This is a genomic window from Aeromicrobium chenweiae (assembly GCF_003065605.1).
In the GTDB taxonomy this organism is placed as follows: domain Bacteria; phylum Actinomycetota; class Actinomycetes; order Propionibacteriales; family Nocardioidaceae; genus Aeromicrobium; species Aeromicrobium chenweiae.
Genome location: NZ_CP026952.1, coordinates 3447329 through 3470873, shown reverse-complemented (window position 1 = coordinate 3470873; position 23545 = coordinate 3447329). Strand labels below are relative to the sequence as shown.

Annotated in this window: 21 protein-coding genes and 2 pseudogenes; 13 read left to right on the top strand and 10 right to left on the bottom strand. The window is 70.6% G+C overall.

Annotated elements, in window-relative coordinates:
* Positions 1–2: 2 nt before the first annotated feature.
* The 4 genes and pseudogenes from paaK to C3E78_RS18670 all read right to left on the bottom strand — a co-directional run.
* Positions 3–1310 carry a phenylacetate--CoA ligase PaaK gene (paaK, locus tag C3E78_RS16835; RefSeq protein WP_108580399.1) on the bottom strand — a complete coding sequence of 436 codons (1308 nt, stop codon included), beginning with the start codon at positions 1308–1310 and terminating at the stop codon, positions 3–5.
* A complete protein-coding gene (locus tag C3E78_RS16830) occupies positions 1307–1615 on the bottom strand; it encodes an EthD family reductase (RefSeq protein WP_108580398.1) in 309 nt (102 codons plus the stop codon). The genes paaK and C3E78_RS16830 overlap by 4 nt, the downstream gene beginning before the upstream one ends.
* Before the next feature lie 2 nt (positions 1616–1617).
* Positions 1618–2139, bottom strand: coding sequence for a MaoC/PaaZ C-terminal domain-containing protein (locus tag C3E78_RS18675; RefSeq protein WP_243834213.1), 522 nt, complete (start codon positions 2137–2139; stop codon positions 1618–1620).
* 255 nt (positions 2140–2394) lie between these two features.
* Positions 2395–3662: pseudogene (locus C3E78_RS18670) on the bottom strand (3,4-dehydroadipyl-CoA semialdehyde dehydrogenase); the annotation flags it as partial.
* Positions 3663–3760: 98 nt separating this feature from the next.
* On the opposite strand from C3E78_RS18670, the gene paaA reads away from it, so the two are divergent.
* Genes paaA through paaI form a run of 6 tightly spaced genes read left to right on the top strand, consistent with a single transcriptional unit; the run spans position 3761 to position 8005 of the window.
* Complete coding sequence (gene paaA, locus C3E78_RS16820) at positions 3761–4723, top strand: 1,2-phenylacetyl-CoA epoxidase subunit PaaA (protein ID WP_108580396.1); 963 nt, start codon at positions 3761–3763, stop codon at positions 4721–4723.
* Positions 4720–5013: a 1,2-phenylacetyl-CoA epoxidase subunit PaaB gene (gene paaB / locus C3E78_RS16815; protein ID WP_108580394.1), complete on the top strand. Its 294-nt coding sequence runs from the start codon at positions 4720–4722 to the stop codon at positions 5011–5013. Before paaA ends, paaB begins: the two co-directional genes overlap by 4 nt.
* 14 nt (positions 5014–5027) lie before the next feature.
* Entirely contained in the window at positions 5028–5951 is a 924-nt protein-coding gene (gene paaC, locus C3E78_RS16810; protein ID WP_108580392.1) for a 1,2-phenylacetyl-CoA epoxidase subunit PaaC, read from the top strand.
* On the top strand, positions 5948–6460 hold the full coding sequence (gene paaD, locus C3E78_RS16805; protein ID WP_235833824.1) for a 1,2-phenylacetyl-CoA epoxidase subunit PaaD: 513 nt from the start codon (positions 5948–5950) through the stop codon (positions 6458–6460). Before paaC ends, paaD begins: the two co-directional genes overlap by 4 nt.
* A gap of 1 nt (position 6461) precedes the next feature.
* Complete coding sequence (paaE, locus tag C3E78_RS16800; RefSeq protein ID WP_108580390.1) at positions 6462–7556, top strand: 1,2-phenylacetyl-CoA epoxidase subunit PaaE; 1095 nt, start codon at positions 6462–6464, stop codon at positions 7554–7556.
* Positions 7557–7573: 17 nt separating this feature from the next.
* Positions 7574–8005 (top strand): hydroxyphenylacetyl-CoA thioesterase PaaI, encoded by a 432-nt coding sequence (gene paaI, locus C3E78_RS16795; protein WP_108580388.1) that lies wholly within the window; start codon positions 7574–7576, stop codon positions 8003–8005.
* A 15-nt stretch (positions 8006–8020) separates the two neighbouring features.
* Here paaI and C3E78_RS16790 read toward each other — a convergent pair whose 3' ends face one another.
* Entirely contained in the window at positions 8021–8644 is a 624-nt protein-coding gene (locus C3E78_RS16790; RefSeq protein WP_108580386.1) for a TetR/AcrR family transcriptional regulator, read from the bottom strand.
* Between the two features lie 118 nt (positions 8645–8762).
* Here C3E78_RS16790 and C3E78_RS16785 point away from each other — a divergent pair, with 118 nt between their 5' ends.
* Together C3E78_RS16785 and C3E78_RS16780 are read left to right on the top strand one after the other, a co-directional pair.
* Complete coding sequence (locus C3E78_RS16785; RefSeq protein WP_108580384.1) at positions 8763–9767, top strand: SGNH hydrolase domain-containing protein; 1005 nt, start codon at positions 8763–8765, stop codon at positions 9765–9767.
* A gap of 226 nt (positions 9768–9993) precedes the next feature.
* The gene (locus tag C3E78_RS16780; protein WP_108580382.1) at positions 9994–11880 is read left to right on the top strand and encodes a penicillin-binding transpeptidase domain-containing protein; all 1887 of its coding nucleotides are present in this window, start codon (positions 9994–9996) and stop codon (positions 11878–11880) included.
* 13 nt (positions 11881–11893) lie between these two features.
* Here C3E78_RS16780 and C3E78_RS16775 read toward each other — a convergent pair whose 3' ends face one another.
* Complete coding sequence (locus C3E78_RS16775; protein ID WP_108580380.1) at positions 11894–12445, bottom strand: winged helix-turn-helix transcriptional regulator; 552 nt, start codon at positions 12443–12445, stop codon at positions 11894–11896.
* Positions 12446–12584: 139 nt separating this feature from the next.
* Between C3E78_RS16775 and C3E78_RS16770 the strand changes: the two genes are divergently transcribed.
* From C3E78_RS16770 to C3E78_RS16760, 3 genes are all read left to right on the top strand, one after another.
* Positions 12585–12896: an alpha/beta fold hydrolase gene (locus tag C3E78_RS16770; RefSeq protein WP_199906859.1), complete on the top strand. Its 312-nt coding sequence runs from the start codon at positions 12585–12587 to the stop codon at positions 12894–12896.
* 56 nt (positions 12897–12952) lie between these two features.
* The gene (locus tag C3E78_RS16765) at positions 12953–13801 is read left to right on the top strand and encodes an alpha/beta fold hydrolase (RefSeq protein WP_108580376.1); all 849 of its coding nucleotides are present in this window, start codon (positions 12953–12955) and stop codon (positions 13799–13801) included.
* Positions 13802–13961: 160 nt separating this feature from the next.
* Positions 13962–15608 (top strand): M15 family metallopeptidase, encoded by a 1647-nt coding sequence (locus C3E78_RS16760; RefSeq protein WP_108580374.1) that lies wholly within the window; start codon positions 13962–13964, stop codon positions 15606–15608.
* An 8-nt stretch (positions 15609–15616) separates the two neighbouring features.
* Here the strand turns inward: C3E78_RS16760 and C3E78_RS16755 are convergent, their stop codons facing one another.
* The gene (locus C3E78_RS16755) at positions 15617–17029 is read right to left on the bottom strand and encodes an APC family permease (protein WP_199906856.1); all 1413 of its coding nucleotides are present in this window, start codon (positions 17027–17029) and stop codon (positions 15617–15619) included.
* On the opposite strand from C3E78_RS16755, the pseudogene C3E78_RS18805 reads away from it, so the two are divergent.
* A pseudogene (locus tag C3E78_RS18805) lies at positions 16917–18049 on the top strand (flavin monoamine oxidase family protein). The gene C3E78_RS16755 and the pseudogene C3E78_RS18805 sit on opposite strands and share 113 nt — an antisense overlap.
* A gap of 24 nt (positions 18050–18073) precedes the next feature.
* Here the strand turns inward: C3E78_RS18805 and C3E78_RS16740 are convergent.
* Positions 18074–19807 (bottom strand): amidohydrolase, encoded by a 1734-nt coding sequence (locus C3E78_RS16740; RefSeq protein WP_159085931.1) that lies wholly within the window; start codon positions 19805–19807, stop codon positions 18074–18076.
* Between the two features lie 100 nt (positions 19808–19907).
* Here C3E78_RS16740 and C3E78_RS16735 point away from each other — a divergent pair, with 100 nt between their 5' ends.
* Positions 19908–21815 (top strand): primary-amine oxidase, encoded by a 1908-nt coding sequence (locus C3E78_RS16735; RefSeq protein ID WP_159085930.1) that lies wholly within the window; start codon positions 19908–19910, stop codon positions 21813–21815.
* An 11-nt stretch (positions 21816–21826) separates the two neighbouring features.
* On the opposite strand, the gene C3E78_RS16730 is transcribed toward C3E78_RS16735, so the two are convergent.
* Positions 21827–22483 carry a TetR/AcrR family transcriptional regulator gene (locus C3E78_RS16730; protein WP_199906854.1) on the bottom strand — a complete coding sequence of 219 codons (657 nt, stop codon included), beginning with the start codon at positions 22481–22483 and terminating at the stop codon, positions 21827–21829.
* Positions 22458–23513 carry an acyl-CoA dehydrogenase family protein gene (locus C3E78_RS16725; protein WP_108580366.1) on the bottom strand — a complete coding sequence of 352 codons (1056 nt, stop codon included), beginning with the start codon at positions 23511–23513 and terminating at the stop codon, positions 22458–22460. The genes C3E78_RS16730 and C3E78_RS16725 overlap by 26 nt, the downstream gene beginning before the upstream one ends.
* Positions 23514–23545: the final 32 nt, after the last annotated feature.

Genomic DNA, 23545 nt, shown 5'->3' with positions numbered 1-23545 from the left:
ACTCAGCGGTCGCGCAGGTCGACGATCCGCCGCATCTTGCCCACGGACCGCTCGATGCTCTCGGGCGGGACGACGTCGACCTCGATCGTCACGCCGATCGTCGCCTTGACCCGCTCGGCGAGCCGCTGGCCGGCGACGAGGGCGCTGCCGATCAGTACCCCGGTGCGGTGCTCGACCCTCACCGTGAGGGCGTCGGTGCGCCCGGACCTCGTGCGCACGCACTGGAAGTGGGGCGACAGCTCGGTGGACTCGAGCACGAGCTCCTCGATCTGCGTGGGGAAGAGATTGACGCCGCGCAGGATGATCATGTCGTCGCTGCGCCCGGTGATCTTCTCGATCCGCCGCATGGTGCGCGCGGTTCCCGGCAGGAGCCGGGTGAGGTCGCGGGTGCGGTACCGCAGCACCGGCATCGCCTGCTTGGTCAGCGACGTCAGGACCAGCTCGCCCTTCTCGCCGTCCGGCAGCACCTGATCGGTGAAGGGGTCGACGATCTCGGGGTAGAAGTGGTCCTCCCAGACGTGCAGCCCGTCCTGGGTCTCGACGCACTCCTGCGCGACCCCGGGACCGATGACCTCCGAGAGGCCGTAGACGTCGACCGCCCGGATCGCGAGCCGTTCCTCGACCTCGCGTCGCATCTCGTTGGTCCACGGCTCGGCGCCGAAGATGCCGATCTCCAGGGACGTCGAGCGCGGGTCGATGCCCTGACGCTCCATCTCGTCGACGAGGGCGAGCATGTACGACGGGGTGACCATGATGACCCGCGGCCGGAAGTCGTTGATGAGCCGGACCTGGCGCTCGGTCATCCCCCCGGACACCGGCACGACGGTGCAGCCGAGGCGTTCTGCCCCGGCGTGGGCGCCGAGACCGCCGGTGAACAAGCCGTACCCGTAGGCGTTGTGCAGGATGTCGCCCGGCCTGCCGCCGGCCGCGTAGATGCTGCGCGCCATGACCTGCGACCACGTCGCGAGGTCGTCCGCGGTGTAGCCCACGACGGTGGGCTGGCCGGTCGTCCCCGACGACGCGTGCACCCGCGAGACGTCGGCCTGCGGGACCGCGAACATCCCGAACGGGTAGTTCCGGCGCAGGTCGTCCTTGGTCGTGAAGGGGAGCAGCGCGAGGTCGTCGAGCGACCGGATGTCGTCCGGGCGCACGCCGGCCGAGTCCAGGGCGTCCCGGTAGTGGCCGACGTGGTCGTACGCGTGTCGGACCGACCACTGCAGCCGCTCGAGCTGGAGCTCGCGGATCTGCTCGACCGGAGCCGTCTCGATGTCGTCCAGCCCGGCCTGCGCGCCGGCGTGCGCGGACGTCATGGCAGCGACGTCTCGACGACCTCGCCGCTGAACATCGTCGTCGAGGCCACGTCGAAGGTCTGCGCGTCCGCCGCCGTCGTGGCCATCTCCGGGGACTTGAGCGCTGCCTTGAGCGCGTCCGCGTCGTCGAACCAGAGCTCGGCGACGAAGTACGGGGCGTCGGTGCCGAGCCCCCGCGGGTGCGAGGTCGTGAAGCGGCGCAGTCCCGGCAGCGCCGCGGCCAGAGGCACGTGGACCTCGGCGTAGTGCTGCTCGAACTTCTCGGGATCGCCGGGCGCGCCGTACTCGATGGTGATGCGGTGCATGGTCAGCCTTCCTGGTGGTCGAGGGTCTTGGCGACGAGGGTGAGGACGTCGTAGGTCGCGACCGGCTCGCCCTCGGCGTTGGACACCACGGCGTCCCACCGGACCTCGCCGTAGTCGGCGCTGTTGCGAGGCGTGATCTGCTTGACGGTCAGGACGACGTCGATCGTGTCGTCGGCCTTGACGGGGGTCAGGAAGCGCAGGTCGTCGACGCCGAAGTTCGCCAGCACCGGGCCCGGGGCGGGGTCGACGAACAGGCCCGCGGCGATCGACACGACGAGGTAGCCGTGGGCGACGATGCCACCGAACAACGGGTTGGCGGCCGCGGCGTCGGGGTCCGTGTGCGCGTAGAACGTGTCACCGGTGAGCTCGGCGAAGCGACCGATGTCGTCGAGCGTCACGGTCCGCGGCGCGGACCGGATGGTGTCGCCGATCCGCAGCTCGGCCAGGCTCTTGCGGAACGGGTGGACCTCGTCGACGAGCTGGGCCGATCCCTTCGTCCACTGCCCGGTGATCGCGGTGAGCATGTCGGGGGAGGCCTGGACGGCCGTGCGCTGCATGTGGTGCAGCACCCCGCGGATGCCACCGAGCTCCTCGCCACCGCCGGCCCGGCCGGGGCCGCCGTGCACGAGCACGGGCAACGGGGAGCCGTGGCCGGTGGACTCGGGTGCGTCGTCACGGTCGAGGACCAGCAGGCGCCCGTGCCACGGTGCGAGTCCCAGCGTCACCCGGCGGGCGACCTGCGGGTCGTGGGTGACGAGCGAGCCGACCAGGCTGCCGCGTCCCCGCGCCGCGAGCGCGATGGCGTCGTCGAGCGTGTCGTACGTGAGGACGGTGCTCACGGGCCCGAAGGCCTCGACCTCGTGCGGCTCGGACGCGCCCTCGGTGGCGCGCAGCAGCACCGGCGAGATGAAGGCCCCGCGCTCGGGATCGGCGTCGAGCACGTCGACCTGGTCGGGGTCGCCGAACACGATCTCCGCCGAGCTGCGCAGGGTGGAGATCGCCTTGCGGACGTCGTCGCGCTGGGTGAGGCTCGCGAGGGCCCCATGCGTACGCCTTCGGTGGAGGGGTTGCCGACCGTGATCTTCGCGAGCCGCCCGCTGATCGCTGCGACGACGTCGTCGGCCAGCGCGGCCGGCACGATCGCCCGGCGGATCGCGGTGCACTTCTGGCCGGCCTTGACGGTCATCTCGGTGACGACGCCCTTGACGAAGAGGTCGAACTCGGGGTCCTCGGTCGTGACGTCGGGGCCGAGGATCGAGCAGTTGAGCGAGTCGGCCTCCACCCCGAGCTGGACGCCGCCGTGGACGACGGCGGCGTGCTGACGCAGCAGCGCGCCGGTCGCCGCGGACCCGGTGAACGCCACGGAGTCCTGGGGCCCCAGCTGGTCGAGCAGGCCCTCGTGGCTGCCGCACAGCAGTTGCAGCGAGCCCTCGGGCATCAGCTCGGCCTCGATGATGCGGCGCACGACGGCCTCGGTGAGCCAGGCGCCCTGGCTCGCGGGCTTGACGATGGTCGGGAGCCCGGCGAGGAACGCGGGGGCCAGCTTCTCGAGCATGCCCCAGACCGGGAAGTTGAAGGCGTTGATCTGCACCGCGACACCCGGACGTGAGGTGTAGAGGTGCTCGCCGAGGAACACGCCGGTGCGGCCCAGCTGCTCGGTGTCGCCGTCGAGGACGATCGTGTCGTTCGGCAGCTCGCGGGTGCCCTTGCCGGCGTAGCTGAAGAGGGTGCCGATGCCGCCGTCGACGTCGACCTGCGAGTCGCGGGGCGTCGCGCCGGTGCGGGCCGACAGTGCGTACAGCTCGTCCTTGTCGGAGCCGAGGAGCTTGGCGACGGACTTCAGGATCGCCGCCCGCTGGTGGAACGTGAGCTCGCGGACGGCCGGTCCCCCAACCGTCCGCGCGTGGTCGACCATCGCGGCGAGGTCGAGTCCCGAGGAGGAGATGCGGGCGACCTCCTCGCCGGTGACCGCGTCGAGCAGCGGCCTGCCCTCGTCCTCGGCGTGGAACCACGAGCCGGCGGCATAGCTCTCGAGGAGTGCGCTCATCGGTGGCGACCTTTCGTTGCGCGGACCTGATGTCGCGTGCAAGACTATTACAGACCGTTCGGTCAGTAAATGCCTGGAACGAGATTTCTGGAGGCGTCATGACGGTGGCACCCGAGCGCGACGAGCAGGAGCTCCTGGCGCAGTTCGAGGCGACGATCGGCCACCACGACCGCATCGAGCCGCGTGACTGGATGCCCGACGGCTACCGCAAGACGGTCGTACGGCAGGTCGCGCAGCACGCGCACTCGGAGATCATCGGCATGCAGCCCGAGGGCAACTGGCTCACCCGGGCGCCGTCCCTGCGGCGCAAGGCGATCCTGCTCGCGAAGGTGCAGGACGAGGCCGGTCACGGGCTCTACCTGTACTCCGCGTGCGAGACCCTCGGTGTCTCCCGCGACGAGCTCACCGAGATGCTCATCAGCGGCCGGCAGAAGTACTCCTCGATCTTCAACTACCCCACGCTGACGTACGCCGACGTCGGCACGATCGGCTGGCTCGTCGACGGTGCTGCGATCTGCAACCAGGTGCCGCTGTGCCGGACGTCGTACGGGCCGTACGGACGCGCGATGATCCGGGTCTGCAAGGAGGAGTCGTTCCACCAGCGCCAGGGGTACGAGCTGCTGGCGACCATGATGCGCGGCACCGACGAGCAGCGCGCGATGGTGCAGGAGTCGGTGAACCGGTTCTGGTGGCCCGCCCTGATGATGTTCGGACCGCCTGACGACGACTCGCCCAACACCGCGCAGTCGATGGCCTGGGGCATCAAGCGCAACACCAACGACGACCTGCGCCAGCGGATGGTCGACATGACCGTCCCGCAGGCCGAGGCCCTGGGCGTCACCTTGCCCGACCCCGAGCTCTGCTGGAACGAGGAACGGCAGGCGCACGACTTCGGCAGCCCCGACTGGGACGAGTTCAAGGACGTCATCAGCGGCAACGGCCCGTGCAACGCCCAGCGCGTCGAGCACCGCCGTCGTGCGTGGGAGGACGGCGCGTGGGTGCGGGAGGCCGCGACGGCGTTCGCCCGGCGCTCGGACGACGTGCAGGCGGCGGTCCGATGACCGGCGTGCAGGCCGAGTGGCCGCTCTACGAGGTGTTCGTCCGGGGCAAGCGGGGTCTCAACCACGTCCACGTGGGATCGCTGCACGCGGCCGACGACGACATGGCGGTCCGGCACGCCCGTGACGTCTACACCCGACGCAACGAGGGCGTGAGCATCTGGGTCGTCCGCTCGACCGCGATCACCGCGTCGAGCCCCGACGAGAAGGATCCGCTGTTCGCGCCGAGCGGGGACAAGGTCTACCGCCACCCCACGTTCTACGACATCCCCGACAACGTCCCGCACATGTGAGTCAGGAGCTCCTCATGGCCGAAGAAGTGGACCACGAGAACGCCTACGACGGGCTGCTCGGCGGCGACGACTCGCAGTGGGCGTTCGGGACCGACTTCGAGGACCCGCTCGCGGGCGTCGACACGAGCCTGCCCGGCGGCGTCGACGGTCGTGACCTCGCGACGTACTGCCTCATGCTGGCCGACGACGCGCTGGTGATGTCCCACCGCCTCACCGAGTGGTGCAGCAGGGCCCCCGACCTGGAGGAGGACATCGCCCTGGCGAACATCGCGCTCGACCTCCTGGGGCAGTCGCGGCTGGTGCTCGCGCGCGCCGCGGCCGCCGATCCGTCGGTGGTCCCGGCCCTGCCCGAGGGCTCGCCCGTGCCGCCCGAGGACGCGCTGGCGTTCTTCCGGGACGACCGCGAGTTCCTCAACGTCCGCCTCGTGGAGGGCGACAACGGCGACTTCGGTCGCACGATGGCGCGGCTCCTCGTCTTCTCGACCTGGCGCCTCGCCCTGCTCGAGCGTCTCGCCTCGAGCCGCGACCACGTCCTCGCGGCCGTCGCCGCCAAGGGGGTCAAGGAGATGACCTACCACCGCGACTACGCGGCGCGCTGGTTCCTGACCTTGGCGCGCGGGACGGACGAGTCGCGGCGTCGCGTCGTCGAGGGGCTGACCGGGATCTGGTCACTGCACGGCGAGCTCTTCGTCACCCACGACGTCGAGCGCCGGGTCGCCGACGCGGGGGTGGGGGTGGCGCCCGGCGACGTGGCCGCCGAGGTCGACGTGCTGCTCGAGCAGGTGTTCTCGGCGAGCGGGGTCGAGCGCCCGACCGTCCCACCGCTGGCCGGCGTCCGCGGCCGGACCGGACGCCACGGACTGCACACCGAGGCACTCAGCCACCTGCTCGCGGAGATGCAGGTGGTGGCGCGCGCCCACCCGAGGGGCAGCTGGTGACGGCCGCGACGCTCACGCGCGTCGACCGCGCCCGCGACGTCGCCGCGACGGTGACCGACCCGGAGATGCCGATGCTGACCCTGGTCGACCTCGGTGTGCTGCGCGACGTCCAGGCCCAGGACGGGCGCGTCGTCGTCACGATCACCCCGACGTACTCCGGCTGCCCCGCCGTGGCGACGATGCGCGACGACCTCGTGCACCGACTGCGGGACGCGGGATTCGACGACGTCGAGGTGCGGGTCAGCCTCACCCCTGCCTGGTCGAGCGACTGGATCTCCGACCGCGGGCGCCAGGCACTGGCCGAGCACGGGCTGTCCGCCCCCGGGCCTGCTCCCACTCGTTCCGGCCCGGTCCCGCTGTCGTTGCTGCCGGTCAGGCGGATGCTGACCTGTCCGCGCTGCGGCGCCGACGACGTCGAGCTGACCTCGGAGTTCGGGCCGACCGCGTGCAAGGCGCTGTACCGGTGCGTCTCGTGCCTCGAGCCCTTCGAGCATGTCAAGGAGATCTGAGATGACCCTCGACGAGACCGCTGCCCGCCGCGTCGCCCCGGCCCGTGCCGCGTTCCACCCGCTGACCGTCGCCGCCGTCGAGCGGCTCACCGACGACGCGGCCGCCGTGACGTTCGACGTGCCGGCCGGGCTGCGGGACGCGTTCGACTTCCACGCCGGGCAGTCGCTCACGCTGCGCCGCACGATCGACGGGCGGGAGCACCGCCGGTCGTACTCGATCTGCGCCCCGGCCGGGGCACGCCCGCGCATCGGCGTCCGCACGATCCCCGACGGGCTGTTCTCGTCCTGGCTGGTGCACGAGGTGCGCCCGGGGGACGTCATCGACGTCCAGACCCCGACGGGCAGCTTCCGCGCCGACCCCGCCGAGGGCGGCCGGCACCTGTGCATCGCAGCCGGGTCGGGCATCACGCCCATGCTGTCGATCGCGTCCACCGTGCTGACGCATCCGGACGCCCGGGTGACGCTGCTGTACGGCAACCGGACCAGCGGGTCGGTGATGTTCGCCGAGGAGCTCGCCGACCTGAAGAATCGCTACGGCCCGCGGCTGGACCTGGTGCACGTCCTGTCCCGCGAGCCCCGGGACGTCGAGCTGTTCTCGGGACGCCTCGAGACCGATCGGCTGCGGCGGCTGCTGTCGCTGCTCGTGCCGGTCGACGCCGTCGACCACGTGTGGCTGTGCGGTCCGTTCGCGATGATCGCCGACTCCCGATCCGTGCTCGAGGAGCTCGGGGTCCCTGCTCGCCGGGTGCACTTCGAGCTCTTCTACGTCGACGAGCCGCCGCCGGAGCTGCACCGCGCCGAGGCCGTCGTCACGGGCGACACCAGCGACGTCACGATCGTCCTCGACGGGCGTTCGGCCACGGCCGCGATGCCGCGCGGCGAGAGCATCCTCGACGGCGCTTCTCGTACCCGCAACGACCTGCCGTTCGCCTGCAAGGGCGGCGTGTGCGGCACGTGCCGGGCCAGGCTCTGTGACGGCGAGGCGGACATGCGCCGCAACTACGCGCTCGAGCAGGCCGAGGTCGACCAGGGCTTCGTGCTGACGTGCCAGACCTTCCCGGTGAGCGACCAGCTGACCGTCGACTTCGACGCCTGACGACCCACAGGAGAGACATGACCGCTTGGGACACCGCCCGGACCAGCGCGGAGACGATGTGGGCCGGCGACGCCGCGAGCCGCTCCCTGGGGATGGAGATCGTGCAGGTCGGCCCGGGGACGGCCCAGGTCTCGATGGTCGTGCGTCCCGACATGATCAACGGCTGGGAGGTCTGCCACGGCGGGTTCATCGCGAGCCTCGCCGACTCCGCGTTCGCGCTCGCCTGCAACTCCCACGGGCAGGTCACGGTGGCCGCGGGCTTCGACATCGTGTTCCTGGAGTCGGCGCGCCGAGGGGACACGCTGGTCGCGACGGCCGCGGAGCGCAGCACGCGCGGCCGCAACGGCATCTACGACGTCACCGTCAACCGCGCCGCGGGGGAGGGCTCGGCGATGATCGCGGAGTTCCGCGGCCGCAGCCGTTCGCTGGACCGCCGGATCGGCGACTGACCGCCTCCGACGTCGTCAGGGCTGGTGCAGCGCGAGGCCGTCGAAGGCCAGGGTGGCGATGGACGCCGCGAGCACGTCGGCGTCGACCGGGCCGCCGGGGCGGTACCACTCGACGAGCGAGTTCACCATGCCGAAGAGCAGTCGGCTGATCAGGTCCGGCGGTATGTCGGCGCGCAGGGCGCCCTCGTCCACCGCGGCCTGCACCAGGGCCGAGAGCTTTTCGTCGATCGCGCGCCGGCGCTTCAGGGCGGCGAGCTCGACCTCGCTGTTGCCGTGCACGCGCAGCAGCAGCGTGACCGCGGGCAGGTGCTGCACCAGGATCTCGACCGACTCCTGGACCACGGTGCGCAGACGGGCGTACGCACTGGTGCCGGGTGCGGCAGCCGCGGCGCTGTCGACCGCGGTCGTGAGACCGTCCAGCGCCTCGTCGAGCGCCGCGGAGAGCAGGTGCTCCTTGCTCGGGACGTGGTGGTAGATCGCCGACTTGGTGAGCCCCAGCTCCTTCGCGAGGTCACCCATGCTCGTGCCGTCGTAGCCCTGCCGGTTGAACACCTCGATCGCACGACGCAGCACGGTCTCCTGGTCGTACCCCGGGCGACCGCGCCGGGGTGCCGGGGACTCGGCAGGCTGGTCGGACATGCTCCAAGGTTCTCACGGGGTCCGAGGGGGCCGGGCCGTTGATGCCGCGTGACGAGGACCGGGCGCGCGCACTCGCTACGGTGGCAGGTGTCCAGGTCCCCAGCTCGAAGGAGGCTGCGTGCTCGCACGAAGACGTCTGCTCCCCCTCGTCCTCGTCGTGCTGGTCGTCGCGGTGGCGGGAGTCGTCACAGTGAGCAGGACGTCGTCATCCCCGTCGTCCGACGGACGCCTGGCACGGGCGTCCGCCGACGAGAGCCCGGGCGCGGCAGCCCTGCTCGATCCCGCCAACGCAGACGTCGACTGGAGCGAGGTCGGGTCGATCGACTCGGTCAGGCCGCTCCCGCGTGACGCGAAGGCGGATCGACCTGCCCTCTACGCCGAGGGGTGCCAGGTCGTAGCGGGCGACTCCGAGCCGAACGTGTGCGCCGACGGAGACCCGAAGGCCGAGCGGACCGTGATGCTGGTGGGCGACTCCAAGATCGGTCAGTGGCAGACAGCCTTCGCCGACCTCGGCCGCCGTGAGGGCTGGCGGGTGCTCAGCAGCACGAAGAGCGCATGCGCGTTCACGGACGCCGACATGACGAGCGGCGGCAAGCCGTTCACCGACTGCCGTGAGTGGGGCCGAGCCACCCTGGCGGACGTCCTCGAGATCAAGCCGGACGTCGTGGTGACCTCGCAGGTGCACGACAAGGCCGTGGTCGACGGCAAGCGCAGCAAGGGCGCGATGATCCGCGGCCTCCATCGCTACTGGGAGAAGCTCGAGGCAGCCGGCATCCAGGTCGTCGTCCTGCTCGACAACCCGATGCCGACCTCGCACCCGACGTACCAGTGCGTCGAGGACCACGCCGACGACCTGACGCGGTGCGCCTACGAGCTCGCGGGTCCGCTCGCCGAGTCGTCTGCGCCCATGCAACGCGCCGCGGCGGAGGCGACGCCGGGTGTCGAGGTCATCGACATGGCGCCGACCTACTGCCCGGGGCAACGGGTCTGTCCGGCCGTGATCGGGAACGTGCTGGTCTACCGCGCTGGCAGCCACCTGACGAAGACGTTCGTCGTGAGCGCCGAGCGCCAGCTCTCGAAGGCCCTGGCCAAGGCCACCGACGGCGCCTTCGGCACCCCCTGACGAGTCGCGCACGGACGCCGAGGAGTCACGCACGGACGCCGAGGAGTCGCGCACGGACGGCGAGGAGTCGCGCACGGACGGCGAGGAGTCACGCACGGAGGCCAAGCGTTCACGTACGTGACTCGTCAGCGTCCGTACGTGACTCGTGAGCGTCCGTGCGTGACTCGTCGGCGAGTGGGCCGGGGCGCGGTTGACGGCCCTGCGCCGAGTTGTTCTACTTCTCGGCATGCTCCCGCCCCGCCGTGCCCGGCTCGTCGCATCGACCACCGGGCTCGTGGTCGCGCTCGCAGTGCTGACCGCGTGCAGCGACAACGGCCCCGACGCCGGGGACGCCGCCGACGACCTGGCAGCGGCGCTGACCTCGGGGAACGTGGCCAAGGTGGCGACGACGGGGAGCGGCCCGGACCACCAGACCGAGCTGGACCGCATCGTCGAGGGCCTCGGCACGAGCACCCAGAAGGTCACGGTCAAGGACGTGGCCGAGAAGGACGGCGCCGCGACCGTGACGCTGTCGACGCGGCGGTCGATCAACGGGGCCACCTGGTCGTACGAGACGAAGGCGTCGCTCGTCGAGGGGAACGACCGGTGGGAGGTCGACTGGAAGCCCTCGCTCGTGGCTCCGGTCACCAAGGGCGAACGACTCGTCGCGCGCACCGTCGCGGCCGAGCGAGGCGACATCCTGGGCGCGGAGGATGAACCGCTCGTGACCGCGAGGCCGGTGGTCCGCGTCGGCATCGACAAGACGCGGGTGGACGCGAAGAAGGCCGGCACGTCGGCCGTCGCGCTGGCGAAGCTCCTCGACATCGACACCGGCACGTTCCGCAAGAGGGTCGAGGCGGCGGGCCCGCAGGCATTCGTCGAGGGACTGGTCCTCAGGAAGGGCGCGGGTCTGCCCAGCGGCCAGGACCTCGAGGCCATCCCCGGGGCGGTCGGCATCGACGCCGAGCTGCCGTTGGCACCCACCCGGGCGTTCGGTCAGCCCCTGCTGGGCACGGTCGGCGAGGCGACCGCGGAGACCATCAAGGAGTCCAAGGGGGCGCTGAAGGCCGGCGACCAGGTGGGCCTGTCCGGCCTGCAGAAGCGGTACGACACCCGGCTCCGCGGCACGCCCGGCATCGAGGTCACCGCGATCACGGACGAGGAGGGCGCCGAGGCTCGCGAGCTCTTCGCCCGCGAGCCCCAGGCCGGCAAGGCCGTCCGCACGACGCTCGACCCGAAGCTGCAGGCCGCGGCGGACGACATCCTGGGCGACGTCGACCCGGCCAGCGCGATCGTCGCGATCCGGCCGTCGACCGGTGAGCTGCTGGCCGTCGCCAGCGGCCCGGGCAGTGACGGCAACGACACGGCGACCTCCGGCCGGTACGCCCCCGGATCGACGTTCAAGATCGTGACCGCGTTGACGTTCCTGCGGTCAGGGGTGACGCCGGAGACGAAGGTGCGCTGCAGCCCCACCGTGACGGTCGACGGGCGGACGTTCAAGAACTACTCGGACTACCCGTCCTCCGCGCTGGGCAACGTCTCGCTGACCACCGCGATCGCGAACTCGTGCAACACCGCGATGATCGCGACGAGGAAGAAGGCACCGCAGGCCCGGCTCGCCGACGCGGCGTACGCGCTGGGGCTCGGCCGCGACGTCGACCTCGGCGTGCCGGCGTTCCTCGGGTCGGTACCCACCACGGCGAAGGGCACCGAACGGGCCGCGTCGATGATCGGCCAAGGGCGCATCGAGGCGTCCCCGCTGGTCATGGCCGTCGTGGCTGCGTCGGTGCAGGACCGCCGGCTCGTCACGCCCGTGCTGCTGCCCGACCTGGAGCCGAAGGACGCGCCGACGCCGGCGAATCCGCTCAACGCCCAGGAGGCGATCAGCCTCGCGGACATGATGCGCGCGGTCGTCACGGACGGCAGCGGACGGTTCCTCCTGGACGTGCCGGGCTCGCCGGTCGGCGCCAAGACCGGGACGGCCGAGTACGGCGACGACGTCCCGCCGCGGACCCATGCCTGGATGATCGGCACGCACGGCAACCTGGCGGTCGCGGTGTTCGTCGGGGACGGCGCGTCCGGTTCGGCGACCGCCGGTCCCTTGCTGGAGGAGTTCCTGCGCGCGGCTCGCTGACGTCCCGCTGGGGCTAGGCGATCGCTTGCGTGCCGGACGCCGCTGAGGGTCGTCCCCCCGGGCCCCCGGGAGTGCCGGCCAGCCGCGTGCGGGTGCCACGGGGACCGTCGTCGTCCTCGGGGTAACCCGGCCCCACGCAGTACTGCAGGTCCTCGTGGACGATCGGCTGCCCGCACTCGGCGCAGATCACGGTGGGGACCACGCGGTGGTGGTCCGTCTGGTGGTGCAGGCTGACCGGCGCTCCCGCGCCCCCGTCGAGCCACGTGTCGCCCCAGGCCAGCAGGGCGGCCAGCACCGGCAGGAAGTCCCGGCCCATGGCGGTCAGGACGTACTCGTACCGCGGCGGGTTGTCCTGGTAGAACCGCTTCTCGAAGAAGCCGGCCTCCACGAGCTTGCTCAGTCGGTCCGACAGCGTGTTGCGGGCGATGCCCAACGACCGCTGGAACTGGTCGAAGCGGGTGAGTCCCTGCAACGCGTCCCGCGCGATCAGGACCGTCCAGGAGTCGCCGAACACCTCGACCGAGCGCGCCAGCGAGCACGGCCACGTCGAAAAGTCCTTGCTCATGCTTCATGCTATCGATTTCTTCCGTTCTCGGGACTTTTCCGAGCACAAGGTCCTGTTCTCACCTGCCATTGCAGTAAGTACAGTCACTGAACTAAGTAGCAAAACCAGACTTAGTCCGACGACCGTACGGAGGCAGGATGTGCGCGAGCGCCCCGACGGTGAGCCTCCTGGTCGAGCCCCGCTGCGAGTCGCGCCTCGACGTCCGAGGGGCTGGCGGTCAGCGAGGCGCAGCGCCACCGACTTCCGGCCCGACCAGGAGAAGTTCACGCTGCCGACCCTCGTCATCCACGGCGACGCCGACCAGGTCGTCCCGTTCCAGGTCAGTGGTCGACGCTCCGCCGAGTCGATCCCCGGCAGCGAGCTCGTCGTCATCGAGGGCGGCCCGCACGGCATCAACGTGTCCCACGCCGAGCAGTTCAACGCCGCGCTGCTCACGTTCCTGGCCCGCTAGTCCCTCCCACCACCGCATCACCCAACCGGCGCACCGTCGCCACGAAAGGAAACACCATGCCCATCACCCCCCGCTTCACGAAGCGCAAGCTCGTCGGCCTGGCTGCGGTCTCCGCAGTCGCCCTCGGCGTCGCGGTGCCGGCCGCCTCGGCGGCGCCGTCAGCGCCCGCATCGAAGTCGACCTCGGCCAAGCCCACCGTGGTGCTCGTGCACGGTGCCTGGGCCGACGGGTCGAGCTTCGCGCCCGTGACGAAGCTCCTGCAGAAGCACGGCTACAAGGTCATGAACGCACCGAACCCGCTGCGTGACCTGAAGACGGACGCCGCCAACGTCGCGGCGTTCGTCAACCAGAACACCAAGGGATCGGTCGTGCTGGTCGGCCACTCCTACGGCGGCAGCGTCATCACGAACGCCGCGACCAAGACCCCGCGCGTCAAGGCGCTGGTCTACGTGAACGGCTACGCGCCGGCCAAGGGGGAGTCCACCTACAACCTGACCGGCGAGAAGCCCGGCTCGCTGCTCGCCAACCCGCACCCGGAGACGGTGTTCAACTTCGTCCAGTACCCGAAGGGCAAGGGTGACGTCGACACGTACGTCAAGCCCGAGCTGTTCCGGAAGGTCTTCGCCGCGAGGATCTCGAACGCGAAGGCGGACGTGCTCGCCGCGGCGCAGCAGCCGCTCGCGCTGAGCGCGCTCAAGGACACGTCGGGGACGCCGGCATGGAAGAAGATCAAGAGCTTCTTCCTGATCGGCTCGCACGACAAGGTCCTGCCCCCGGCCCAGCAGCTCGCGATGGCCAAGCGGGCCCACGGCACCGTCAAGAGGACCGGCAACGACCACCTCGCGATGGTCGAGGGACCGCACACGGTCGCCACGTTCATCGACAAGGCGGCCCGCACGAAGTAGCACCGCATTCCCCACGACCCCGGCAGCGACCACGCTGCCGGGGTCGTGCAGGGTGTACGGCAAGGAACCACGGAGGTACTTTCATCGGGGGGCCAGTGCCCGGTACGGAACGGGAGTGCGCCGTCCAGACCACGCCGCGCACGCCGAGAGGACCAGCCCCGTGAAGATCGCCACGAGTGTCTCGGCCGGCCTGGTGACCGCCGCCCTCACCCTGTCCGTGATGCCGTCCGCCGTCGGTGCCCCGACCGGTGGCGAGGCGACCAACTTGGCGCTGACGGTCCCCGCGAGCACCCCCTCCGGTGCCGACGTGACTGCGCGCGCCGCCCTGACCGATCCGTCCGCGGGCGTCCCCGGCGCTACCGTCACGCTGTTCCGCGGGCTGCCGGACGACGACGTCGCGGACGCCTCGGTGGCCACGGCGACCACCGGTGCCGACGGCGTCGCCACGCTGACCGCACCGGCCGACCGCACGCGTCCGTCCTCGGACTACTACGCCCGGTTCGACGGCGACGACACGCACACGGAGTCCGTCAGCGAGGCGCAGCGCACCCGCAACGAGGGCATCGCCGCCCCGACCACCACGGCCTTGACCGCGCCGTCCGCGACGAAGCTGCACCGCCCGATCACGCTGACCGCGACCGTGGCCGGAGCCGGGCAGCCCGGTGCCACCGGCGTGGTCCGGTTCGAGCGCCAGTCCGGCAGCACCTGGGCCAAGGTCGCCGACGTGACCGTCACCGGGGCGGGTGTCGCCACCACCAGCGTCGTCATCATGTCCGCCAGGACGGTCGTGCGGGCCCGCTACCTGGGGGTGGACGGGTACGAGGAGTCCGCGTCGGCCCCGCGTACGGTGACCGCGACCAGGCAGACGGCCACGGTCAAGCTCACCGCGCCGTCGAAGGTCGTGGACGAGAAGACCGCCCACCTCTCGGCCTCCGTGCGCACCGAGCTCGAGAAGGTGCCCGGCCTCCAAGTCTCGTTCCAGTACTACAAGGACGGCAAGTGGCGCACGCTCAGGAAGGCCCGCACGAGCTCCGCCGGTGTCGCGAAGACGTCCGTCCGCCCGCGCAGGACGTACTCGTTCCGCGCGGTCGTCCCGTCGTCGAGCTGGCACTCCGGGGCGACCTCGGGCAAGGCGCGGCTGAAGAACGTGCCGCCTGGCAAGGTCATCAAGCGCCGGTCCGGCTCGCCGAAGCCGAAGGCGCTCCCCGCGCAGTCCCGTGCCTCCGGGTCGGGCGCGAATGCGAAGACCTCGAAGATCAGCGCCAAGACCTGGAAGTCCATGAAGGGCCGGTCGTGGCGGTCCGGATGCCCGGTGGGCCGCGGCTCGTTGCGGGTCGTGAAGGTCAACTACTGGGGCTTCGACGGCTACCGCCACCGCGGCGAGATCGTGGTGCACAAGGCGATCGCCGCCAAGACGGCCCGGCTGTTCACCGACCTGTACAAGAACAAGGTGTCCATCCGGGCGATGTACCGCGTGGACCGGTTCGGCTACTCCTCCCGGGTGCGCGGCGCGAACGACTACTCGTCCATGGCCGCGGACAACACCAGCGCGTTCAACTGCCGCAACGTCGTCGGCCGTCCCGGCGTGCGGTCCCCGCACGCGTACGGCCGGGCGATCGACATCAACCCGTTCGAGAACCCGTACCGGTCCGGGACGGACGGCTGGGTCCCCAACTCGTGGTGGCGCACGCGGGCGGCCGGTACCTATGCCTGGACCAAGAGCTCCCACCTGGTGCCGAGGATCATGAAGCGCAACGGGTTCCGCTGGACGTACGGCGTCGCCGACGGCCACCACTTCGACGGCTGAGCGGACCGTCAGAGCCGGCTCGGGTCGTACTCGACGGGCTCCGGAGGCCGCATGCGCCCGCGTTCGGCCAGGTAGACCGGCACGCCGATCAGGAGCGCGGCACCGGCCATGAGGAACGGCCCCCACACGACGTACCACGAGTCGCCGGTGTTGCGGGAGTAGTAGATGAACGCGATCGACGCCGCGAGCGACACGACCGCGACCACGACGTCGCGCAGGAAGTGCGGGGTGAAGCCGGCCCGACGATCCCGGACGCGCCAGACGATCTGCGCCAGCGCGGAGAAGCCGAACGGGATGGCCGCGGTGATGCCCGTCATCAGGACCAGGGTCGTGAAGACGGTGGAGCCGTCCGTGCCCCAGAAGCTGATGACGACGGCGACCGAGGCGAAGAGGGTCGAGCAGACGATGCCGACCACGGGAGCCCCGCGCCGGTTGGTGCGGGTGAACGCACCCGGGAACAGGCCGTCCTCGGCGGCGGCGCGTGGCATCTCGGCGCAGATCATCGTCCATCCGTTGCTGGCCCCGAGGCCGGAGATGATCACCGCCACCGCGACGAGGTCGCCGGACCAGGATCCCCCGAGGATGCTGTTCGTCGCCGCCGCGTAGGAGTCCCTGTTCTCGTCCAGCGCGAGGGCGGCTGCCGGGAGGATGCCGAAGACCGCGGTGAGCGACAGCATGTAGACGACGGCGCTCGCCAGCGTCCCCAGCACCGTGGCGCGAGGGATGTTGCGTCGGGGGTTGCGCACCTTCGCGGCCGCGACCGCGGCGGTCTCGACGCCGAGATACGTGAACAGGCAGATGGCCATCGCTCCGCCGATCGCGGACAGGCTGGAGTCGCCGCTGGTGTTCCAGACGGAGAAGTTCCGGCTGCTGATGAAGAACAGGCCGACCGTGGCCATGAAGAGCAGAGGGATGAACTTGAGCACCACGGTGACGACCTGGAACTCGCCCACGGAGCGGATCCCGAACAGGTTGACCACCGCCGGCAGCCACAGGCAGGTGAGGGCTATGAGCATGCTGACGCCGGTGGCACCTCCCGGGTTGACGAAGTGCTCGACGTAGTAGACCCATCCCACGGCGATGGCGGCATTGCCGGCACAGGCGTCGATCCAGTACGACCACGCGTTCGCGAACCCGATGCCGTTGCCGAACGCGGCGCGCGAGTACGCGTACGGTCCGCCGTCGGCAGGCAGGCGCCGGCTCAGCGCAGCGAACAGCACCGCGAAGGCGATCGCGGTCAGGCTCGCGATGCCCATCGCGACGAGGCTGATGGGACCGAACCCCGCCAGCGAGTACGGCAGGCTGAAGATGCCGACCCCGATGATGCTGCCCACGACGAGCGAGGTGGACTGGGTCAGCCCCATCTGGCGGTCGGTCGCGGCCGCTGGGCCGCTCGCGTCCGCCGTCGTCGTGCCGGTCACTGCGGGCCCTACGCCCACGTCGGCGTGCCAGTGCGCGGGCGAGCCGGGCACTCGACGGTCGTGGGCGCAGTCACCCGCTCATTGTCCGCGCCCGCGCCCGCCGACGGCATGGTCGATGATCCCGGGAGAAGGGACCGAAGCCCTCTTGCCAGGGACCGCTCAGGCGGCTCCGCACGCGCCGCAGCGGAGGTTCGGCCGCGCGATCGACGCACGATCGCGCGGCCGGGGGAGTTACAGCTTCGACTGGATCCCGGCGAGGAGCTGGCGGGCCATGACGACCTTCTGCGCCTGGGACACTGCTCTCGACCTCGAGGCGGCCGCCACCTACCGCATCGCCGGCGGCGCTCGTGTGCTCATCGACCACATCGCGGCCGACACCACAGCCGACGTCCGTCTCGACACGACGGTCGTCTCCGTCGAGGAATCTGCTACCGGCGTGACCGTGACGACCGCCGCCGGCGACGCCGTCACCGCGGCCGCGGTGATCGTGACCGTGCCGATCAACGCTCTGCCCGCCATCGAGTTCACGCCGGCGCTGCCGGACGCCCAGCGTGCCGTGGTCGCCGCTGGGCAGGCATCGCGCGGCGTGAAGGTGCGGGCTCGCGTCCGGGGTGACGTGCGGCCCTTCTTGGGTTTTGCGCCGCCGTTGCTGTCGCCGCTGAACATCGGACAGTTCGAGTTCAGCGTCGACGGTGATTCGCTGGTCGTCGCGTTCGGCTCTGACCACACCGCCATCTCGGTCGACGACCGCGAGGCGGTCGAGAGGGCGCTGCGCCACTGGCTGCCGGGCGTAGAGGTGCTCGAGGTCACCGGGCACGACTGGACCGCGGACGAGTTCTCGCGCGAGACGTGGGCCAATCTGCGCCCGGGGCAGCCGACCGACGGCATCCCGGCCTTGGTGACCTGTCGGGACCTGTGATGTTTGCCGGGAGCGTTTTCTCCGGTGCGTCGCTCGGCTACATCGACGGTGCCATCGAGACCGGCCTGCGCGCCGCTCGCGCGATTCTCTCGCGGTCGTAGCGTCGGCTGGTTCCGGCTGCTTCGTCAGGCCGAATGGACGACCGTCCCGTCGACCATCGTCAGCCGGATGGGACGGTCGACCAGTGAGGCGACGTCGTCGTCAGAGGGCCAAGAGCCGTGCAACACCGCGAGGTCGGCACGCTGTCCGACGGCGAGCGTGCCACGCCAGGTCTCGGCCCGGTCGCGGACGGCGGCACCGCTGGTCAGCAGCGCGAGGGCGTCGAGGGTCGTGATGCCCTCGGCGTCCTCGGCCGGCACCTCGCCCTCCCAGACGTGCGCGCGGGTGACGGCGTAGACGACCGCGGGGCGCCAGTCCGGCGGCACGACCGGGGCGTCGGACGTGATGCCCGGACGGACGCCGGCGTGCAGGGTCGAGCGAATCGGCTCGGTGCGGAGGATGCGTTCTGCCGGCAGGAACCGGACGAAGGTGCTCATGATCACCGGGTTGAAGCAGGCTCCGATGCCGTTCGCGGCCAGCGTCTCCCAGCCGTGGGGGTACAGCTCGGTCGTGTGAATGAGGTAGTGCCGCAGGGGGCTGTTCGGTGCGATCTCGGCGATCGTGTCGATGACGGTCTCGACGGTCTGGTCGCCGATCGCGTGGATCGCGACCTGCAGACCGGCGGCGTCGACCGTCCGGATGATCTCGCGCAGCTCCTCGACCTTGTCGAGGTCGGAGTCGCCGACGACGACCATGTGCCCGCAGCGGTGCTCGGGCGGGTTGTCCTCGTGCACGGGCTGCTTGTGCCACGTCGTCCCGTTCTGGGGCGTGCCGTCGGCGAACACCTTCACCCCGGCGATGGTCAGCTGTCGCGGGTCGAGGTCGCGGTCGTCGTAGCGGCGGGCGAGCCCGGCCTCGAGGTGCTTCCTGACGTCGGCCGCGTTGGCGCCGCCCGTGCCGTTCGGCAGCACGAGCACCGACACGCGCATCGTCAGGTCGCCAGCCTCGGCCAGGTCGGCGAGGGCGTCGAGCGCCTCGACCGAGCCGGAGCCGTCGAGCAGGGCGCGGTGCCCCGGACCGAGACCCGGCTCGGTCAGCGCCGTGATGCCGAGGGCGTGCAGGTCGGCCTGACCCTTGCGGTAGGCGTCGAGTAGCTGCTCCGTGGGGACGGGAGGGACCACCGCGATCATCAGAGAGATCGCGGCATCGGTCAGGAAGCCGTCGGGACCCCCGTCGGCGTCGCGGTAGATGACGCCTCCGGCGGGATCGGGGGTCGCCGCGGTGATGCCCGCGCGCTCGAGGGCCACCGAGTTCGCCGACAGCGAGTGCCCGCTCCAGTCGAACAGCACGACGGGCGTGCCGGCGATGCCGTTGGCATCCAACGCGTCGTCGATGTCGCGCGCCGTGATCTTGCGCCCCAGCACCAGCTCGTCCCAGCCGTGACCGCGGATCCACCCGCTCGCGTCGATGCGGTCCTTCGTCAGGAACGACGGCAGCTGGGCCAGGTCGGTGAAGATGTCCGTGCCCATCTTCACGTAGGTGTGCGTCGTGACCGAGTAGCCAGTGAAATGCAGATGGCCGTCATTGATGCCCGGGATGACGGTGTCGCCATCGAGGTCGACGACGCGAGTCTCCGGTCCGATCAGCTGTTCGGCTTCCGGTCCGAGGGCGACGATCGCGCCGTCGCGGACGGCCAGCGCCCGGGGACGACCCGCGAGCCAGTCGTCGGTCACCTCGTCGCCGGGCTTCCAGTCGGACAGATCGAGGACAGGGCCGCCACGCAGCACCGTGTCGGCGGTCAAGACGTCGGATGTGCTCATGGGCACACGATCCCGGCAGGGCGTCGAACCGAACAGGCAAGGGGTTCGGTCAACGAAACCTGAGCGTAGGGCACCGACGGTGGCATGGGAGTTTATCTGCATGCACTCCGCACTCTTCGACTCCCTCACGGCCGACGAAATCTCCCGCGCAGCGGCGCTCGTCAGGAAGCACGGCATCGGCGGTGACCGCCCCGGCTTCGGCTCGCTGTTCGTCAACGAGCCCGACAAGGCCAAGGTGCGCGCCGGAGAGGCCGTCAGCCGTCAGGCCCGTGCAATCGTGCTGGACCGCACGTCGGCTGCCACGTGGAACGTCGTCGTCGACCTCGACGAGGAGACGATCGTGTCGTCCGAACAGCTCACCGAGGGCAGCGCGCAGATGCTGGCCGAGGAGATCGAGATCGTCGACACCGCCGCCAAGGCAGATCCGCGGTTCGTCGAGGCCCTCGCCAAGCGGGGTATCACCGACCTGACGCTCGTGCAGCTCGACCCGTTCGGTGTCGGCAACCGCGCCGACCTCGACCTGACCGGCCAGCGGCTGTGGGCCGGCGTCACCTACTTCCGTCACTTCGAGGACGACAACGCCTACGCGCACATCGTCGAGGGCGTCATCGTGCTGGTCGACACGGTCAAGCGCGAGGTCGTCGCGGTCGAGGACGCCGGAGTGCGTCCGATGCCCATGACGTGCGGCAACTACACCGCCGACGCCAACCAGCCCATGCGCACCGATGTCGCGCCGCTGGAGATCACGCAGCCGAACGGCCCCGGCTTCGTGCTCGACGGTCCGCAGTTGACGTGGCAGAAGTGGCGCTTCCGCATCGGCATGCACCCCATCGACGGTCTGGTGCTGACCGGCATCGAGTACCAGGACGGCGACGAGTACCGCTCGATCATCCACCGCGCAGCGGTCGGCGAGATGATCGTGCCCTACGGCATCCCCGCTGACCCCCACTACTTCCGCAGCGCCTTCGACGCCGGCGAGTACGGGCTCGGCAGGATGGCGAACTCGCTCGTGCTGGGCTGCGACTGCCTCGGCGACATCACGTACATGGACGCCGTCATGGCCGACGACGACGGCAACCCGGTCACGATCGAGAACGCGATCTGCATCCACGAGGAGGACGCCGGCATCCTCTGGAAGCACACCGACTGGGTAACCGGCAAGGTGGACGTGCGCCGCTCGCGCAAGCTCGTCGTCAGCTTCATCGCGACGGTCGGCAACTACCACTACGGCTTCTACTGGAACTTCTTCCAGGATGGCCACATCGAGGTCGACACCAAGCTCATGGGCATCGTGCAGACCATCGCCTACGAGGGCGACCTGCCCGGGCAGGCCAGCCCGGTGGCCGAGAACCTCGCCGCCACGTGGCACCAGCACCTGTTCAACTTCCGCCTCGACATGGAGGTCGACGGGTGGCAGAACACCGTCTACCAGACCGACGTCGACGGCGAGCCGGTCGGACCGACCAACCCGTACGGCAACGCGATCCGGGTGACCAAGACGCCGATCAAGCACGAGCTGGACGGCGACGGCCTCACCAACCCCCAGACGGCGCGTACCTGGACCGTCGTCAACCCCCACAAGACCAACCAGTGGGGCGTGCCGGTCGGCTACAAGCTGCTGCCCGGCTGGGCGTCGGACACGCTCATCGCTCAGGAGCCCTCGCTGATGGTCCGGCGCGCGGGCTTCGCAACCAAGAACGTGTGGGTCACGCCGTACTCACCCGACGAGATCCATGCCGCGGGTGACCACCCCAACATGGACAAGTCGGGCAACGGACTGGTCTCGTGGTCGGCCGCGAACCGGCCGGTCGAGGACACCGACGTCGTGCTCTGGCACACGCTTGGCGTGACCCACATCCCCCGGTCGGAGGACTGGCCCGTCATGCCCAACGAGGTCGCGAGCTTCATGCTGCTGCCGGCCAACTTCTTCGACCGCAGCCCGGCGCTCGACGTGCCGGGGGCCGGGTGCAGCCACTGCCCGCCGGGGCAGTGCACCTGCTCGCACTGAGGCCGAGGGCGTCAGGACGCGTCGTTGCGCAGGCTCGTGAGCAGCGTGCGCAGCGCCTCGATCGCTCCCTCGGTGCGACGGGTGTCGCCGTACACGGACTGGTGCAGCACCAGCCCCTCCAAGGCCATGAACACGATCTCGGCCACCTGGGGTCGGTGATGCCGTGACGGGCCAGCTCGCGAGCGACCAAGGCGCGGTAGTTGCGGTTCATCCGCTCGACGACCGGCAGCAGCTCGGGACGGGCGCCGCGCCTCCAGCTGCAATTCGTACTGGAAGGCCTGCAGGTCGGGCTGATCGGTGACCAGAGCGACGATCCCGTCGGCGAACGCCTCGAGCCCGGCTTCGGGCACCCCGAGGACCGTCGCTGGCACGCTGCGCTCGAGGCAGTACGCCAGAGCCGACTCGACCAGCGTCGACCAGTCGCCGAAGTGGTACTGAACCGACCCGTGGCTGACCATCGCCTCGGCCGCCACGCTGCGGTAGGTCAGGCCGCGCAGACCCTGCGTCGACACGACGCGGATGGTCGCGTCGAGCACCGCCTCTCGGCCGTGGCCGTAGCTGACAGTCGCCGCGCAGACCCCCTGGGACGCGATTCCGGCCAGCGTAGACCACCGGCCCGGGCGTGACGGGTACGGGATTTCTTCAGCGGGCTCCTGCATTGTGGCCATTTCGGGCTGCTTCCCGGACTCGTACCGTCAGGTCATGACCACGACGTCGACCCACGAGGACGCAGCGTGCGAGCCAGGCGAGCGGTCGACAGCCGCATGTGCGCGTTGAGCTCGTCGCTGACCTCGCCGACCAGGGCAGCGTCCCAGGCCTCCTCGGCAGCCTCGAAGAAGTAGGCGCGCCCGACCGCAGCTGAGCCTCGGCCTGAGCGATGCCGGCGCGGTAGTACGCGCGGTCGGCCAGCTCGGGTGCCCCGGTCACGCCGGCGACCCCGGCTCCGACCTTCAGTGCGTGGTCGAGCGCGGCTCGGGCCACACCCGCCGACGTCACGGCGAGCGACTGGGCTGCGTACGTGATGGCGGGGTAGCAGTAGAGCGGCTCGTCGAGCGACGGCTCGCCGCCGCGGATGAACGTCCACTCGCGGGGAACCTCGACACTGTGGACCACCAGGTCGAACGAGCCGGACGCCTTCATGCCGAGGACGTCCCAGTCCTGCACGATCTCGACGTCCGCGGCCCGCAGGAGCGCCCCCCGCGGCTCGCCGTCGATGGAGTCGTCGCCAGGGATGCCGACGCAGATGACGTCCGCGCCCATGCTGCCGCTGCCGAACTTCCAGCGACCGTCGACGACGAAGCCGGTCTCGGTCGGCTCGGCGTGCTGGACGGGGAACAGGGCGCCGGCGAACACGACGTCGGGACCTTCGGCGAACAGCTCGGCGAGGGTCTGCGCCGGCAGGGTGCCGAGGTAGACGAGCTGGCAGCCGAAGCTGGCGACCCATCCCGTCGAGGCGTCGATGACCGAGATCTTCTCGATCGTGCGCAAGAAGTCGGCGGGACGCTCGGGGCTGCCGCCGAAGGCCTCGGGGGTCGCGGACCGGTAGATGCCAATGGCGATGAGACGGTCGACGAAGTCGCGGGGCACGTAGCCGAGGCGCTGGAACTCGTCGCGCCGGTCGGCCAGCTCGGACAGCACGTCGTCGAGCGTCGTGGCCGAGGTGGTCGTGGTGATGGACTCGTCCACGGTGTACGTCATGGCACTCCTCGAGCAGTGATGGGTTGCTGCGA